Origin of the sequence: Novosphingobium gossypii (genome assembly GCF_050433305.1) — a bacterium.
Lineage (GTDB): Bacteria > Pseudomonadota > Alphaproteobacteria > Sphingomonadales > Sphingomonadaceae > Novosphingobium > Novosphingobium gossypii.
This window is the reverse complement of record NZ_JBNPXM010000013.1, coordinates 29,583-43,705: the sequence shown is the minus strand read 5'-3', so window position 1 is coordinate 43,705 and position 14,123 is coordinate 29,583. Positions and strand designations below refer to the sequence as shown.

General features: G+C 62.0%; 14 protein-coding genes. 8 read left to right on the top strand and 6 right to left on the bottom strand.

What is annotated here, in order from left to right; all coding sequences use genetic code 11:
• Nucleotides 1–9 precede the first annotated feature (9 nt).
• Together hmpA and GGR40_RS18890 are read right to left on the bottom strand one after the other, a co-directional pair.
• On the bottom strand, nucleotides 10–1,224 hold the full coding sequence (gene hmpA / locus GGR40_RS18895) for an NO-inducible flavohemoprotein (RefSeq protein WP_429277803.1): 1,215 nt from the start codon (nucleotides 1,222–1,224) through the stop codon (nucleotides 10–12).
• Complete coding sequence (locus GGR40_RS18890; protein WP_429277802.1) at nucleotides 1,221–1,616, bottom strand: group III truncated hemoglobin; 396 nt, start codon at nucleotides 1,614–1,616, stop codon at nucleotides 1,221–1,223. Before GGR40_RS18890 ends, hmpA begins: the two co-directional genes overlap by 4 nt.
• Nucleotides 1,617–1,773: 157 nt before the next feature.
• Here GGR40_RS18890 and GGR40_RS18885 point away from each other — a divergent pair, with 157 nt between their 5' ends.
• On the top strand, nucleotides 1,774–2,256 hold the full coding sequence (locus GGR40_RS18885) for an Rrf2 family transcriptional regulator (protein WP_429277801.1): 483 nt from the start codon (nucleotides 1,774–1,776) through the stop codon (nucleotides 2,254–2,256).
• 21 nt (nucleotides 2,257–2,277) lie between these two features.
• Here GGR40_RS18885 and GGR40_RS18880 read toward each other — a convergent pair whose 3' ends face one another.
• From GGR40_RS18880 to GGR40_RS18870, 3 genes are all read right to left on the bottom strand, one after another.
• The gene (locus tag GGR40_RS18880) at nucleotides 2,278–3,306 is read right to left on the bottom strand and encodes a hypothetical protein (protein ID WP_429277800.1); all 1,029 of its coding nucleotides are present in this window, start codon (nucleotides 3,304–3,306) and stop codon (nucleotides 2,278–2,280) included.
• 70 nt (nucleotides 3,307–3,376) lie between these two features.
• Nucleotides 3,377–3,826 (bottom strand): DoxX family protein, encoded by a 450-nt coding sequence (locus GGR40_RS18875; RefSeq protein WP_429277799.1) that lies wholly within the window; start codon nucleotides 3,824–3,826, stop codon nucleotides 3,377–3,379.
• A gap of 194 nt (nucleotides 3,827–4,020) precedes the next feature.
• Nucleotides 4,021–4,470, bottom strand: a complete 450-nt coding sequence (locus GGR40_RS18870; protein WP_429277798.1) for a carboxymuconolactone decarboxylase family protein — start codon at nucleotides 4,468–4,470, stop codon at nucleotides 4,021–4,023.
• Nucleotides 4,471–4,568: 98 nt separating this feature from the next.
• Here GGR40_RS18870 and pdxR point away from each other — a divergent pair, with 98 nt between their 5' ends.
• From pdxR to GGR40_RS18845, 5 genes are all read left to right on the top strand, one after another.
• Entirely contained in the window at nucleotides 4,569–5,972 is a 1,404-nt protein-coding gene (gene pdxR, locus GGR40_RS18865) for a MocR-like pyridoxine biosynthesis transcription factor PdxR (protein ID WP_429277797.1), read from the top strand.
• A gap of 28 nt (nucleotides 5,973–6,000) precedes the next feature.
• Complete coding sequence (locus GGR40_RS18860; protein ID WP_429277796.1) at nucleotides 6,001–6,723, top strand: RrF2 family transcriptional regulator; 723 nt, start codon at nucleotides 6,001–6,003, stop codon at nucleotides 6,721–6,723.
• Between the two features lie 85 nt (nucleotides 6,724–6,808).
• Nucleotides 6,809–8,017, top strand: coding sequence for an NAD(P)/FAD-dependent oxidoreductase (locus tag GGR40_RS18855; protein WP_429277795.1), 1,209 nt, complete (start codon nucleotides 6,809–6,811; stop codon nucleotides 8,015–8,017).
• A gap of 69 nt (nucleotides 8,018–8,086) precedes the next feature.
• Nucleotides 8,087–8,518: a hypothetical protein gene (locus tag GGR40_RS18850; RefSeq protein ID WP_429277794.1), complete on the top strand. Its 432-nt coding sequence runs from the start codon at nucleotides 8,087–8,089 to the stop codon at nucleotides 8,516–8,518.
• Between the two features lie 169 nt (nucleotides 8,519–8,687).
• Complete coding sequence (locus GGR40_RS18845) at nucleotides 8,688–9,392, top strand: FMN-dependent NADH-azoreductase (protein WP_429277793.1); 705 nt, start codon at nucleotides 8,688–8,690, stop codon at nucleotides 9,390–9,392.
• Between the two features lie 564 nt (nucleotides 9,393–9,956).
• Here the strand turns inward: GGR40_RS18845 and GGR40_RS18840 are convergent.
• Nucleotides 9,957–10,703, bottom strand: coding sequence for an SDR family oxidoreductase (locus tag GGR40_RS18840; RefSeq protein WP_429277792.1), 747 nt, complete (start codon nucleotides 10,701–10,703; stop codon nucleotides 9,957–9,959).
• A gap of 136 nt (nucleotides 10,704–10,839) precedes the next feature.
• Between GGR40_RS18840 and GGR40_RS18835 the strand changes: the two genes are divergently transcribed.
• Together GGR40_RS18835 and GGR40_RS18830 are read left to right on the top strand one after the other, a co-directional pair.
• Nucleotides 10,840–13,044: a hypothetical protein gene (locus GGR40_RS18835; protein ID WP_429277791.1), complete on the top strand. Its 2,205-nt coding sequence runs from the start codon at nucleotides 10,840–10,842 to the stop codon at nucleotides 13,042–13,044.
• Nucleotides 13,041–14,093 (top strand): zinc-dependent alcohol dehydrogenase, encoded by a 1,053-nt coding sequence (locus GGR40_RS18830; RefSeq protein ID WP_429277790.1) that lies wholly within the window; start codon nucleotides 13,041–13,043, stop codon nucleotides 14,091–14,093. Before GGR40_RS18835 ends, GGR40_RS18830 begins: the two co-directional genes overlap by 4 nt.
• Nucleotides 14,094–14,123: the final 30 nt, after the last annotated feature.

The window sequence follows — 14,123 nt, the reverse complement described above, 5'->3', positions numbered from 1 at the left end:
CACGCCGGCTCAGGCCGCAATCACCTCGTCTGCCGGACCGAAGAGTTCGTAGTGAATGCGATCGGATCGGACACCTGCCAGGCCGAGCCCGCCGATCAGTGACCGGAGGAACGGCTTGGGGCCGCAGAGGAACACATCGGCATCGTGGAGCGGGGTGTTCGCCGCAAGCCAATCGACGGGGATAAACCCTTCGGCATCATGGGAGCTTCCGAGAACATCCGAGGGCGCGGGTTCGCTGTAAAAGGTCGTGACCCGCATGTTCGGGTGAGAACTCGCCACGGATCTGACATGCCGGTCCATGGCGTGCGTTTCGCCGCAGATGGTGCCGTGCACGTAATGCGCGGCAAGCCCCGGGTGATCGCGCGCGATCGTCTCCGCCATGCTCACCATTGGTGTCAGCCCCACGCCGCCCGACAACAGGATGACGGGTCGCTGCGGGCTTTCAGACAGGTAGAAGTCACCTGCCGGAGGGGTGCTTTCTAGAACGTCGCCGACATGGACGTGATCGTGTAGGAAGCGCGATCCGCCTTGCCCGGAATCTTCGCGCTTGACCGAAATGCGGTAGAATTCACCGTTGGCAGCGCACGAAATCGAATAGTTGCGCTTGAGCTCGGGAGAGCCAGCCGGCTTCAACCGGAAGGTCAGGTACTGGCCAGGCTTGTGCCGAAGGACCGGACCGCCGTCCTGCGGCCGCAGGACGAACGATGTGATATGGTGGCTTTCGCGGATTTTCTCGGCGACGACGAACGAACGCCATCCTTCCCAGCCGCCTTCTGCCGCAAGGATCTCGCTGCGGAGCACCGCCTCGCGCGCCTTGAGGATATTGGCTAGGAACCAGTAAGCCTCACCCCAGGCGGCAAGCACCTCGTCCGACGCCGCCGCCCCCAGCACCTCGCGGATCGCGGCGAGCAAGGCATTCGCCACGAAGGGATAATGCTCGGGCAGGATGTGATAGCCGACATGCTTGTAGGCGATCCGCTCAACGACGGGGACAAGCCCCGATAGGTTCTCGATATTTTGTGCATAGGCCAGGATCGCGGCGGCGAGGGCATGGACCTGTGCGCCGCTCTCGCCCTGGTTGGCGTGATTGAACAGCGCCCGGATGTGATCGTCCTCGAAAAGGCGGGCGTACATCGCCGTCGTGATCGCGGTGCCGTGCTCGGCTATCGCGGGCACCGTCGCCTTGACGATCGCGATAGTCGCCGGGGTGAGTGGCTGGGTCATTCGTGTCCTCCCTTGGTTGAAAACGGGTCCGCCGCACCGCGACGGAAGCGTATGGCGAGTTGCAGGCTCTCTGCGATCCGCGCGGCCTTGGCCTGCACGGCTGCAGCAGCCTGCGGTGACAACATCTCCTCGCTGGTCTCGCGCCAGATAGTGAGCCAGCGATCGAAGCGTTCGGGCGTCAGGCCCTGTGCGTGCATCATGTGGAGTGCGACCGGATTTCCCTTGTAGCGCCCACTGCCGAGCATCACGGACGACCAGAAATCCGTCAGGCGTCGGTGGTGATCCGGCCAGTCGTGCACGATCGCATCGAACACGGGTCCAAGATCGGCGTCGGCGCGTACGCGAGCATAGAAGCGCTCCACGAGCGGTCGGATGTCGGCTTCGACAATCATATCCGAAAACCATCCTTCTAAAGGTGCGATTCGTATGCACCTTTATCTGTGCAATAAAGGTGCGTGTCAAGCGCACCTTATTGTTGCGTGTACAGGGCCAGAAGCTGTAGGATCGACTGCTGCAGTCTGGGGCTCGCCCGGGCTTTGGAGCAATGCGATGCAGCTGACCCGTTATACCGACTATGCTATTCGCGTGCTGCTGCACGTCGGAGCGCGCGACGAGCATACGCGGTCGTCGGTTACGCAGATCGCGCAGGTCTACGGTATTTCGAAGGATCATCTGAAGAAGGTCGTACAGAATCTCAGCCAGGCCGGTCTGCTGGAGGCCGTGCGCGGACGGGGCGGCGGCCTGCAGCTCGGCCGTCCGGCCGACGAGATTACCATCGGCGAGATTGTCAGGCAGACCGAGTCCGGCTTCGATCTGGTCGATTGCAGCTCCTGCATCGTAGCCCCCGCCTGCACGCTGCCCCGCATCCTGCGCGAAGCATTGCAGGCATTCATGGCGGTGCTGGATCGTTACACGCTCGCCGACATCCTCAGCCGGAAAGTCGATATGCAAAGCCTGTTTGGGGGCGCGCAAACTTTGGGAACGACGATCAAGCGGGTCACACAGACCCAATGCGCCGATCCGGGTCGGTAGGACGGGTCGCGGTCGCGGTTCTCAGAGTCTCAAACCGTACATTCCCGCTATGATTGCCGCCGCAATTCCAGCGCAGAGGACGGTTGACAGCCACCAGACCCGGTTAGCAAGCCGTACGCTGCAGCCATGAGCGATTGCTACCACTCGGGCTCCGGAGGCCAAGTGGCTCAGGACGAAGAAGACACCCAGTAGGTAGTGCGGCACCAACCTGATATTCCACGGATCAAGCAACAGCCCGGTCGGCGCGCCGGTGGCGAACGCCCAATCGGTAGGGATGCCCAGTACGGTCCGCGCGTAAACAAAAACCGAGTTCATGTGGCCGAGGATGAAAACCGACAGATAGGCACCCGATGCAATCTGGAACGTTTTGTAGAAGTGATGCCGCGTCCCGCTCCAGCGCCAGGCGAGGTATAGGCCGCTCGTCACCTGACAAAGCATCAGGCCCAACAGCATGGGTTCCACCACGCTGCTGCGATAGATGACCCTGCCTGCATCCATAACGGCGGCATGGGCCGCTGGGCCGCGCAGGCCGGCAAGGTGATTGCCGACGTGGAACAGCACAAAAAGACACAGAACCGCAGCGCTGATCCCGTGCAGGACCCGCCAACGCCCTGTTCGTGGACGAACAGGATATCGATCCTGATCCGGCTGCGATGCGTATGCGACCGCAGAAAGCGTCAGCCACAGCAGGCACCAGACAATCGTGTCCGGCACGGTGATACCCAGAAGCGCCTGGCCGACGCCTATCAGACCATAAAGCGTGGGGGCGATTACCGTCGCGTAGGCGAGACGGCGGGTAGCCGGATACAGCCCGGGCCCCATGGCAGCCCAGAAACCCACTACAGGCACGAGCATGGCGCACGTAATGACAATGCCCGCGACAATGACCGACATCGTGTCGGACGCAGCCCCGTTTCCTGCTACCCGGTGATGAAACAGCTGGAGGAGGAACGGGTAGGCCATTGCGGCCCCGACTGCAGCGAGCGGCATCGCGCTGGCTGCCTTCAACCGCCTGGCTGACGTTCCGTAAACCGCCGCAGCATCGTTCATGTTTGGGACTTTCCTGTCCATAGTCGTGGCCCGGGCGAGGGAAGGCCGCAGAAGACCTATGACGACGCCGTCAGTTCGTAGCAGGCTGGCGCCGCCCGAGCGGCCGTGGAGCGAGGATGGCGACCACCATCAGGCCGCCGATAAGCGATATGTGCTCCAGCACCGTGAAGAACGATATTGATCGCTGAGGTTCCTGAAGCGCCCAGAACGGGTGGGCGATCGGAATGGTGAGGGCGAGAAATACCCCGAGCGCGCCTGCGCCGAGCCACACGTACCGATTGAGGATGATGAGCAGCGATCCTCCAAGCTGCACTGCCGTGACGGCAACAGCGAAAGCTTCCGCTGGCACCAGCCCGAACGACCGCATCTCACCGACTTTCAGCGGAAAGTCGAATATGCCGACCAGACCTGCTATCCAGAGGACCGAAGTCAACACGACGCGGCTGAAGATCTGGAACCAGACGCTCGCCAGCAATCGAGACAGTATCCTTGGTTCAGCTTGAAAAGCGCTATGGTCCATCGTCTGTCCACCCAACTTCACAAATCGAAGAGCTAAGCTGGCGTCTTTAGCGCAACAGCTTCATTGCCATGCAAGGCCCAGGTCTGCTCGATCTGAGTGCACCACGCACGAACTTCGCAGGCGACGCTTTTTCCGCAGGGATGTCCCCATCTGGCGCCACCCCACCTTTTTTGCAGATGCCTTCGCCCCCTGCATCAGTGTGCGCTGGGTGCGTCGGGCGGCCGGCGCATTGCGATCGCGACACGATTGAAAGTGTTCATCAGCCCGATAGCAATTGTCAGGTCTGCAACCTCCTTTTCCGAGAACACTGCCGACACGGCGGCGAAGTCCTCGTCCGGGATGCCGGTCTCGGCGACGCGCGTGACGCTCTCTGCCCATTGCAACGCTGCACGCTCGACATCGTCGAACAGGTTTCCGGCCTCTCGCCATGCCTGTACCAGCGCCAGCTTGCTGTATGGCACACCCCTGCGGGTAAGGTCGCAGGTGTGCAGATTGATGCAATAGGCACAACCATTGATCTGGGACACCCGCAGATAGGCAAGCTCGACCAGGACCTCGTCCAGACCGGATTGCATGACGTAGCCGTAGACGCCGCCCAGCGCCTTCACTCCGACCGGAGCCACCTTGGTATAGTCGATTCGCATAGTGATTAGCGGTCCTTGCTCTGTGTGCCTCGTTCCTGCGGCGTCGCAAGGTCAAACAAAAGTACCAGTACTGATGGTTTATAGTGTACCACGGGTGCATGCCTTCGATACTTGAGCTTCATGTCGATCGATCGACAGCGACACCACTGGCCGAGCAAATCCGATCAGGGATCGCCCAGGCCATAGTCACCGGCGTTCTCCTGCCGGGCGCGCGCCTGCCTTCCTGGCGGGACTTGTCCGCACAGCTGGGCGTCGCGCGTGGTACCGTGCGTTCGGCCTATGAGCGCCTGCTGGACGCACAGATGATCGTGTCCTCCCGCTCGGGCGGCACCCGCGTTGCGGAGCGCCCGATGACCGTACAAACGCCTGTGGCGATCGAAGCGCCGGGAAGCCAGTTCGCGCAGATGTATCGGCAATTTTCGTCCGGCAACGGCATCTTCCAGATGGGCGTACCGTCGCAGGATTGCTTTCCGGCCAAGTTGTTCGCCCAGATTCGGACGAGGACGGCACGTGCCGAGCTTTCCTCGTTGAGCTATCCCGACCCTTGTGGCGAGCCGGAACTGCGCCGCGAGATTGCCGCGCATCTCGCTATTTCCCGATCGATAGAGTGTTCCCCCTCACAGGTCATCATCACTGCCGGGTTCAATGCGGGTCTCGGGCTGGTCCTGCGTGCCCTTGGGCTCGAAGGATGCTCGGCGTGGATCGAGAACCCCGGTTTTCCGCTTACCCGCAATGCACTGCGATTGGCCGGCATGCAGACAGTACCTGTCCCCGTCGATGCTAGCGGCATCGATGTCCCATTTGGCCGGGAACATGCGCCGGATGCCGCCTTGGCGGTGGTGACTCCAGGGCAGCAGGCGCCTATGGGGCCTACGCTTTCCCTCCAGCGAAGGCTTGCCTTGCTGGAATGGGCAGCGCAGGCGGATGCGTGGATCATCGAGGACGACTATCTCGGTGAACTGCAGCTATCGGGGCGGGCGGCGCCTGCGCTCGCCTCGCTGGATCGCGCGGGCAAGGTGATCCACATCGGCTCTTTCAGCAAGACGATCAGCCCAACCCTGCGGCTCGGGTTCGTCGTTGCGCCGCTACGGTTGGTGCCGCGCATCGTTGACGTCGCCACATGTCTGGCACCAGCCCCGGGGCCCGCCGTGCAACTCGCGACAGCCGAGTTCATGCGCGATGGGCACTTCCTGCGGCATCTGCGTCGCTCCAAGCGCGCCTACACGGCGCGGCGGGATGCGCTCGTGGCGGAGCTTGAACGGTTGGGGCTCACAGGTGAAACCGCAGGGCTCGCCATCCTGCTAGGGCTTCCTGAAGACAGTGATGATGTGGCGATCGCGCGCCAGGCAATGGCTTTCGGGCTTGCGCCCGCGCCGCTGTCCTTGTGGTTCGACGAACAGGGTTCTGCCCCGCCTGGCCTTTTGCTGGGCGTGACCACTACGCCCGACCGCCGGCTTGAAGACGCTGTCTCCCGCTTGAAGGGTCTTATCGAACGCAAGTGAGGTTTCCCTTGAGCGACTTCGACCTGGTTTGAATGATCGCTCCCACCGCCGTGGTCCACTCGCTTCCTCAAGTTCTGGTCCTTACCGGCATTTAACACGGGACGATATTGGTCGGGTTATGAACTCGACCGTAAACACCTTCACGTCGAAGCGCCCCGATCCTGTGACGGGAGAGGCTGGCGAGCAAAATCAGAGAGGCGTGAGCCTCTACGGCGTGCAGGTTGAGTATGGCCTGCACTGCGTGCTGTGGCTGACGGCGCACGATGTCGAGCGCGCAAGCAGTCGTGATCTGGCAGACCTGCAGGGCGTTCCTCCCGCAACGATGGCCAAGATCATGCCGAAACTGGAAAAGGCAGGCATCGTCGATTCAAGGGACGGCATTGCCGGCGGCTATGCACTTGCAAGGCCAGCATCCGACATCACCGTTCTCGACGTTGTCGACGCGATCGAGGGCGGCAAGCGGCTGTTCGACTGCAAGGAGGTCCGACGCGGCTGCGTCCTGTTCGGCGGCCAGCCGCCGGCATGGTCGGCGAAAGGTGTCTGCGGGATCCATGCAGTAATGCGTCGCGCGGAGAACCGGACGCGGGCGGAGCTCGTCCGCACCTCGCTTGCCGATCTGGCCGAAGGCGTTCGCTGGCCACCGCAGTTCGAAGCGCTTTTCGCATCCTGGATCAAGGACCGGGCCGCATCGAGAAATGCCTCTCGCGTCGCAGCAGTGACGAAAGCGCGCACGCGCCCGCGCGAGACATAGTTCGACAACGAGGCGAGCGCTCCTGCGCGGCTGTCATTCTGCGGCCGAAGTTCTTCGCCCCCTTCAGCATGAAAAGGAGAATAGCGTGCAAAAGAAGATCGTGATCGTCGGTGCCGGCTTTTCCGGTACAATGTCCGCACTCAGTGCTGCCCGAGTGCGTGCAGAGGCTGGCGCAGAGGCAGAGCTCGATATCGTCGTGGTCGCTCCAGAACCGGTTCTTACCATCCGTCCGCGGCTCTACGAGGACAATCCCGCGCTGATGGGTGCACCGCTGGAGGAGTTGTTCGAGGTGACCGGCATCCGTTTCATCGACGGTTTCGTCCGGGCAATCGGCACCGAGTTCCCGGAGCTCACAATCGAACGTCGGAGCGGTGAGTTCGAAACGCTTATCTATGACCGGCTGGTCCTCGCAGCGGGGAGCCGCGTCGTACATCCACCGATACCTGGGCTGGCGGACTACGCCTTCAGCGTCGATCAGCGCCGCGAGGCCGAGGTGCTCTGGGAGCATGTGCACGCGCTGGCCCGGTTGCCGCAGTCCCTCGAACGCGACACCGTGGTGATCGCCGGCGGTGGCTTTACCGGTATCGAGACTGCGGCCGAGATGCCTGCGCGGCTCCGCTCCATCCTAGGCGATGATGCTGCTGTTCGGGTGGTCATCGTGGAACGGGCTCCGGAGATCGGACCCGACCTGGGCGTCGGGCCCCGTCCGGTGATCGAGGAGGCGCTTGGCGCGATGGGCGTCGAGCTTGTGCTGGGCAAGGCGGTGACCTGCGTCGATCCTTCAGGCGTGACGCTGGAAGACGGAACCCGCATTCCAAGCAACACCGTGGTCTGGACGGGCGGACTGCGCGCCTCCCCCCTTGCCGACATGATAGACGCGCCGAAAGACGCGCTGGGTCGGCTGGTGGTGGACCGTCACCTTCGCGTTGCCAGGAACCCTGTCATCTTCGCAAGTGGCGATATGGCCTGCGCCCAGACCGACGATCTCGGACACCAGACGCTGATGGCCTGTCAGCACGCAATGCCTTTGGGCCGTTTCTCCGGCCACAATGCTGCAGCCGACCTCCTTGGTCGACCTACGCTGCCCTATTCGCAGGAGCGCTACGTAACCTGCCTGGATCTCGGCCCATGGGGCGCGATCTTCTGCGAAGGCTGGGACCGCAAAGTCGTGTTCAGCGGCGCGGAAGCGAAGAAGATCAAGAGCGAGATCAATTCCGTCTTCATCTACCCACCGAAAGCGGACCGGGAAAAGGCGCTCGCCGCAGCAACCCCCGGCATCACCGCAGACGTGTGAGCCCGTGCACGGTCGCAGACTCCGCAGACCTGCGGCCGTGGCCCACGAAGCAAGAGAAAGGGACGAACCATGAAAACGATCGTGCCCTGGTTCGCTGCGATCCTGGGACTGGGCGCCATCGCGAACGGCATCACCATGCTTGTCGTGCCGCCAGAATGGTACTTCGCAGTTCCGGGGGTGACAACTACAGGACCATTCAACCAGCACTTCATCCGGGATATCGGCATGACCTACGGGTTTGTGGGAGGTGCGCTCGTCATGGGTGCCAGAGCGCCTGCTCTGCGCCTGGTCCTCTGGGCCGCCGCCTCGGCCTGGCTGTCAGCGCACGCGCTCTTCCATTTCTGGGAAGTCGCAGTCGGAATTTGCGACCCCTCCCAGCTTGTCACCGACTTCCCCGCGGTATTCACGCCCGCCTTGATTACAGTGGCCATGACCGCATGGGCTGCCGCGACGGGCAGGCGAGGACCGGGCGCAGCCGCTGTAGCCCAACCGGCGGGCTGAGGACGCACGAAATGCCATTTCGGGATCTGCGTCTTTTTGTTGATACCCCGGTCCCCGCAATGATCAGGACTGGATGGAACCTGCCGCGCACATGGATGCACACCGCTACTGCGTACGAAGACCTGCAGTACATAATTGCCAAATTTGTCAAAAATCCAGGAGCATTATCGTGATCGTACTTCACATCGACTGTAGCTCACGTGCGTCTTCCCACAGCCGCCAGCTTTCAGCATCGGTCGTCGAGCGCCTCAAAGCCATGAGCGAAGATGCCACCATATTGCGGCGCGACCTCGGCTGTGACCCTATTCCCCATATCGGTGCCGGACATGCGGACAGTCTTTCGTCGGCCGCAGCCATGGCGGCTGCGGACAGCGCCGTTTACAAGAACCTTTCCGATCCCCTGATTGACGAACTCGAACGTGCGGACGTGGTCGTGATCGGAACCCCCATGCATAACTTCACCATCCCGTCGGTGTTGAAAGCCTGGGTCGATCAGGTGCTACGTGCTGGTCGGACGATCGTCGCCACTGCGGAAGGCAAGACAGGAAGTCTTTCCGACCGGCCTGTCTTCATCGCGGTGGCATCGGGAGGCGTATTCACCGGCGAGCGAGCAAACCAGCCCGACTTCCTGACGCCCTACCTCGACGCGGCCCTGGACTGCATAGGACTGACATCCGTGCATTACCTGGCGCTACAGGGTACCGCCTTCACCGATGACCAGTTCTTGGCCGAACGCAAGAATGCGCTGGTCGCCGAGGCCGATACGATCATCTGCTCTGATGTTCGGCTCACCGAGAAGGCTTCACGAGGCTTCGTGCAGGGCGGGGAGATCCTCGTGGCGCGGTTGCCCGATCGGGCCGCTACAGTCCCGTGATTCCGAGGCCATCAGGGCTACCGGTTGCGCCTCGTTACAGGCGCCGGTCACGGTGAGGCACCCCGAGCCGAAACCGGCCTTCGACCATCGCAAAGCCGGGTCGCCGGTGTTGGACAAGTTGACCGAGAGAGCCATGTATCGCCAGCCTGTCGGCCGCTCTGCGCCCTTTTCTAGTCGTTCGACTTCGGACCTTCAGCGCCAAAAAGCAGACGTTCAGATTTGGGGCCAATCCGGGCAATTCCTCGCAGGCTCTGGCATGGCCGCGACCACGCGCGCGCTGATCAGGCCCGCCACACAGCCCACCACGAACATAGCCGCAAAGGCGATGCTGCGCGCGGACGATCCGACAGATATTTTTTCTAGGATCAACGCCGCTGCCAGCCCTGCCAGAAGGCTGGTCCCGGCGGTCCAGGCGGTTCGGCGCGCGAATATGGTGCCGAACCGGCTGCGGCAAGGCTACTCGCCTATATCCAGGATGAACACTGGTGATGGAATGTCGAGTTGCATGACCTCCACGTGGCCCCCGCCGCTCCTCGCGTAAGTTCCAACCCAACAGACCATCGTTTAGCCGGTCTTCTGATTGATGGGTTCGATGCGTAACGTGGGAATGTCGCAGCGGCCCGAACGCGTCAGCACGAAGGCAATCGCCTCAGCTACCTCCTCTGCAAAAAGCATCTCGCCCCTGGCGATCGCCTCACGCTGCTCCCGGTCCGTGCAAGGCTGCATGTCGCTGCCGACCGAACCCGGCTGGATTACGCAGATCCTCACGCCTTTCTCGCTCACTTCCTTGCGCAAAGTCAGGGCAAAAGCATCAATCCCCGCTTTGGTGGCCGCGTAAACGCTCTCTCCTGGAGCCTTGATCTCGGGGCTGATGGAACTGACAAGCAAGATCTGCCCCGACCCCTGTGCCACCATGCGCTCCAGCGCGCCGCGCGTGCAGGCCATGGTGCCGACAAGGTTCGTTTCAACGACATAGCGCCAATCGGCATCGCTCATCTCGTGGATTGGCTGGGCGCCGAGCGCCGCGCAGGCCACCAGCACGTCGATCCCGCCTAGCCGGTCATCCACGGCGGCAAAGATTTTCTCGATATCCGCCGCGCTGCTGGCATCGGCGTTGAGGCCGCTGTCGTCGGACAGGCCCGCAAGGCTCAGAGCATGGCGCAGCGCTTCCTCCTCACGCCCAAACGTCAGGATGCGGGCATCCTGTGCTGCGAGGGCCAGAAGCGTGGCTCTGCCTATGCCGGTCGTGCCGCCGGTAATCAGCACTCTGCGGCCGGCAAGCGCTTCGTGCGGTGTCTTTTGCTGTTCCATGCCTCGCCAAAGGCCAAGTGTCGCGCCCGGTTCCGACTGATGAACCTGCATCGAGTTGTCGCAACTCAATTCGTTCAACCGCATTCCCAGTTCGCCGCACTCTCAAAAGGGGGCCAATCGAAGGGAGACGACGAATATGTCCGAAGCCGAAACGCTTCCTGCCATCGACCCGGTGACGGCGCTGGCAACCAAAATTCTGCAGGCGGATAACGATCCGGTCGCCAAGGCCAGGCAGGGCAGGCTCGACGTGGAGATACATCTCCACCGCGACACGCTGTGGGTGAAGATGCGGCGCGACCGAGAAGGCGGGCTTTCGCTACGTATGCCTGTGTTCAGCCCGGACGCCGAGTGCCGCCCCATCAAGGTGGCCGGTGCGCTAGCCGCTGTCGAGTGCAAGGGCAGTCTCGGAGTCGCTCGGCTGGTGCTGCGCGGCGAAACCTTCGGCCTGGAGCAACTGCGTGCCACGCTTTCGTTCAAGCCATCGCGCGACTTGTCTTTCGAATGGTTGCCGCGTGATCTTGTGCCGTTCGATGCCGAAGGCGACGTGCTGGCCACGCAAGGACGGGTAGAGGCGCAGCAGCGCAAGATGAACACTGGCCTGCTTTACTTTACGCTGGATCGGCCTGCTTTCGGCAAAGTGCTGTATCTGCAGAACCTGACGGCGTTGAACGACTACTTCGACATCACCGGCAGCAAGCCCGAAAACGCCGTGGTGGGCGAATGGCCCGACTTGGGCTATCGCCCGCCCTGCGATCCCGAAACAGGCAAGGCCGTGCTGCCAGCACAGCGCGAAATGGTGCTGTACGACACCATTCTGGTCATTCGTGGCTATTTCCAGAACGAGGAAGCGGATTCCGCCTGGCAGTTCCTCGATATGCTGGGCGCCGTATATCACTGGTTGAACCCGCCCGAGCCGGCTCTGCGCGACTGGAACGCACGCGCCGAGGCGACGATCCGGGATCTGGAAAGCTCGGCCGATGCCCGCGTCCGACACTACGGGCACACCTATTTCCATCCGTATACCGCGAGCGAATATCCCGACGTCATGGTCCAGTTGTCGATCGCCTCAGCGTTGAACGACTGGGGCCGCTGGCGAGGCGAGAAGCCCGCATTGCTCGACGAGATCATGGCCGGGATCGACAAGTTCTACGATGAGGGGCTGGGCACCTTGCGCCGTTATCTGCCCAACGTCGGCAAGGACAAGGATGCCGATGCGGTGGACAGCTGGTATCTTTACCACCCGTTGCTCAACCTCTCCAACCTGGCGCTTGATGGAGACGAAAAGGCCCGCGAGCTGTTCCTGGAGTCCATAGACTTCGGCATCAAGGCGGCGCACCATTTCGATTACAAATGGCCGATCATGTACAAGGTGACCGACTTCAGCGTGATTACCGACATTGCTGAAGCCGACAATCGCGGTCAAACCGATGTCGGCGGCATCTATGCATGGGTTATGCTGCAAGCTTTCGAACTGACGCACGACGACCGTTTTCTCGCCGAAGCGGAGAAGGCGATCAGCGCGGCTGAGGGGATGCGCTTCGACCTCAACTACCAGGCGAACCTAACCGCGTGGGGCGCGGCTGCATGCATCCGCTTGTGGCGCATCACCAACCGCAAGCAGCACCTGAACCAGAGCTACGTCTACCTCGCGAGCTTCTTCCACAACTCACAGATCTGGAAAAGCGACATCGGCCTTTCGCGTCACTGGACAAACTTCATGGGTGTCACCTGCCTTCAGGATGCGCCCTACATGGCGGCCTACGAGTGCTTCGACAGCTACGCTGCGTTCGAACGGTATCTCGACTATGGCGGCCCGGACCTGATCTCTGGCGCCAGGCTGCTCGTCAACGAATTCTGCCGCCATGCTCTGGACCGTGCGTGGTTCTACTACGTCGATGCCTTGCCCAAGGAAGGTGTGGCGACCGAGATCCGCAACGGACACATCGATCCCGGGCTGAATTTCCCGCTAGAAGACCTTTACCCCGATGGCCAGAAGGCGGGGCAGGTGGGTCAGGAAATCTATGGGGCGGGCGCGGCGATGGTCTATGCCACGCGCGCGCTGCATCGGATTGACGATGCGCCGTTCCTGCTGTTCTGCGACAGCTTCGTACGCGCGATCCACAGACTGGACAAGCGCACCCTCAACCTGCGGATCGATGGTCACGAAACCACCCGGGTCCGCCTGGCGCTGCTGCCGACGACCGCCAAAGGCAAGGGCCTGGCGCCGCGGCTCTGGACCTCAGAACAGCAGGCGCTCGACCTTGAATGGACCGGCAGTCACTACGAAACCTGGGCTCCGGCAAATGTCGCCATGGTTCTGGTATGGGAAGAAGGGAAGTGAAAGCCGCGCTCAAGACCGCCGAAGGCACGTTCGAGGTCTGCGAAGTCGAACAGCCCGAACTTCCCGGAGATGACTGGGTGCTCATCCGCGTCCGCGCCGCCGGCATCTGCGGCACCGACCTGCGGCACTGGCGTAAGCATGAACATGATCTGGAAGGCCATATCATGGGGCACGAGCTTGCCGGCGATGTCGTCGTAGTGGGAGAAAGCGTGCGCAACGTGGCCGTAGGCGACCGTGTGGTCGTTGAAACCGTGCTGGGTTGCGGTCGCTGTGATTATTGCCGTGGCGGACGGTACAATATCTGCCCGGACCTTTACGCCACGCGGACCAAGACCGTTTCGCGCGCTTACGGCCAGTTTCTAGTTGCGCCTGCAAGCCACGTCTACACGCTGCCCGACCACATCAGTTTTGAGGAAGCAGCGCTGATCGATACACTGTCGGTCTGTCTTCATGCGCAGCACCTGTCTGGCCTCACCATCAACCATCGGGTGGCGGTAATCGGCGCTGGGCCCATCGGACTTGGTACGCTGATTCTGGCGAAGGCCAGCGGCGCGGATGTGATGATCGTTGATCCCGTACAGACGTCCCTGCGACTGGCTCAGGAGCTTGGAGCCGACGTAACGATCAATCCTGACACAGATGATCCCGAAAGCGCTGTCCTGGCCATGACGGGCGGGCGCGGCGCCGACATTGTCTTCGAATGCGCAGGGGGCGCGGCCATGCCCACCACCTTGCCCCTCGCGACACGTCTCGTCCGGCGAGGCGGAAAAGTCGTGCTTATCGGCGGCTTCGATCCCGGCACCATCCAGATCGGACTGGAATGGCAGCGCATCCAGATGAGCGAAATCCAGATCATCCCCAGCGCCAGCTTCGCCTGGCACGGCCTCGACAAGGAACAGGGCGAAGTCCTGGAACTGATCGGCAAGGGTCGCCTGAACGTCGCCAGGCTGATCACCCATCGCTTTCCCCTCGACCGCATCAACGAAGCATTTAACTGCGGCGAGGACAAGGCTCAGACCGGCGCGGTGTTCATCGCCATCGAGATGTAGCGCAAATGATCGTCGTCACTTGGCCTTCGT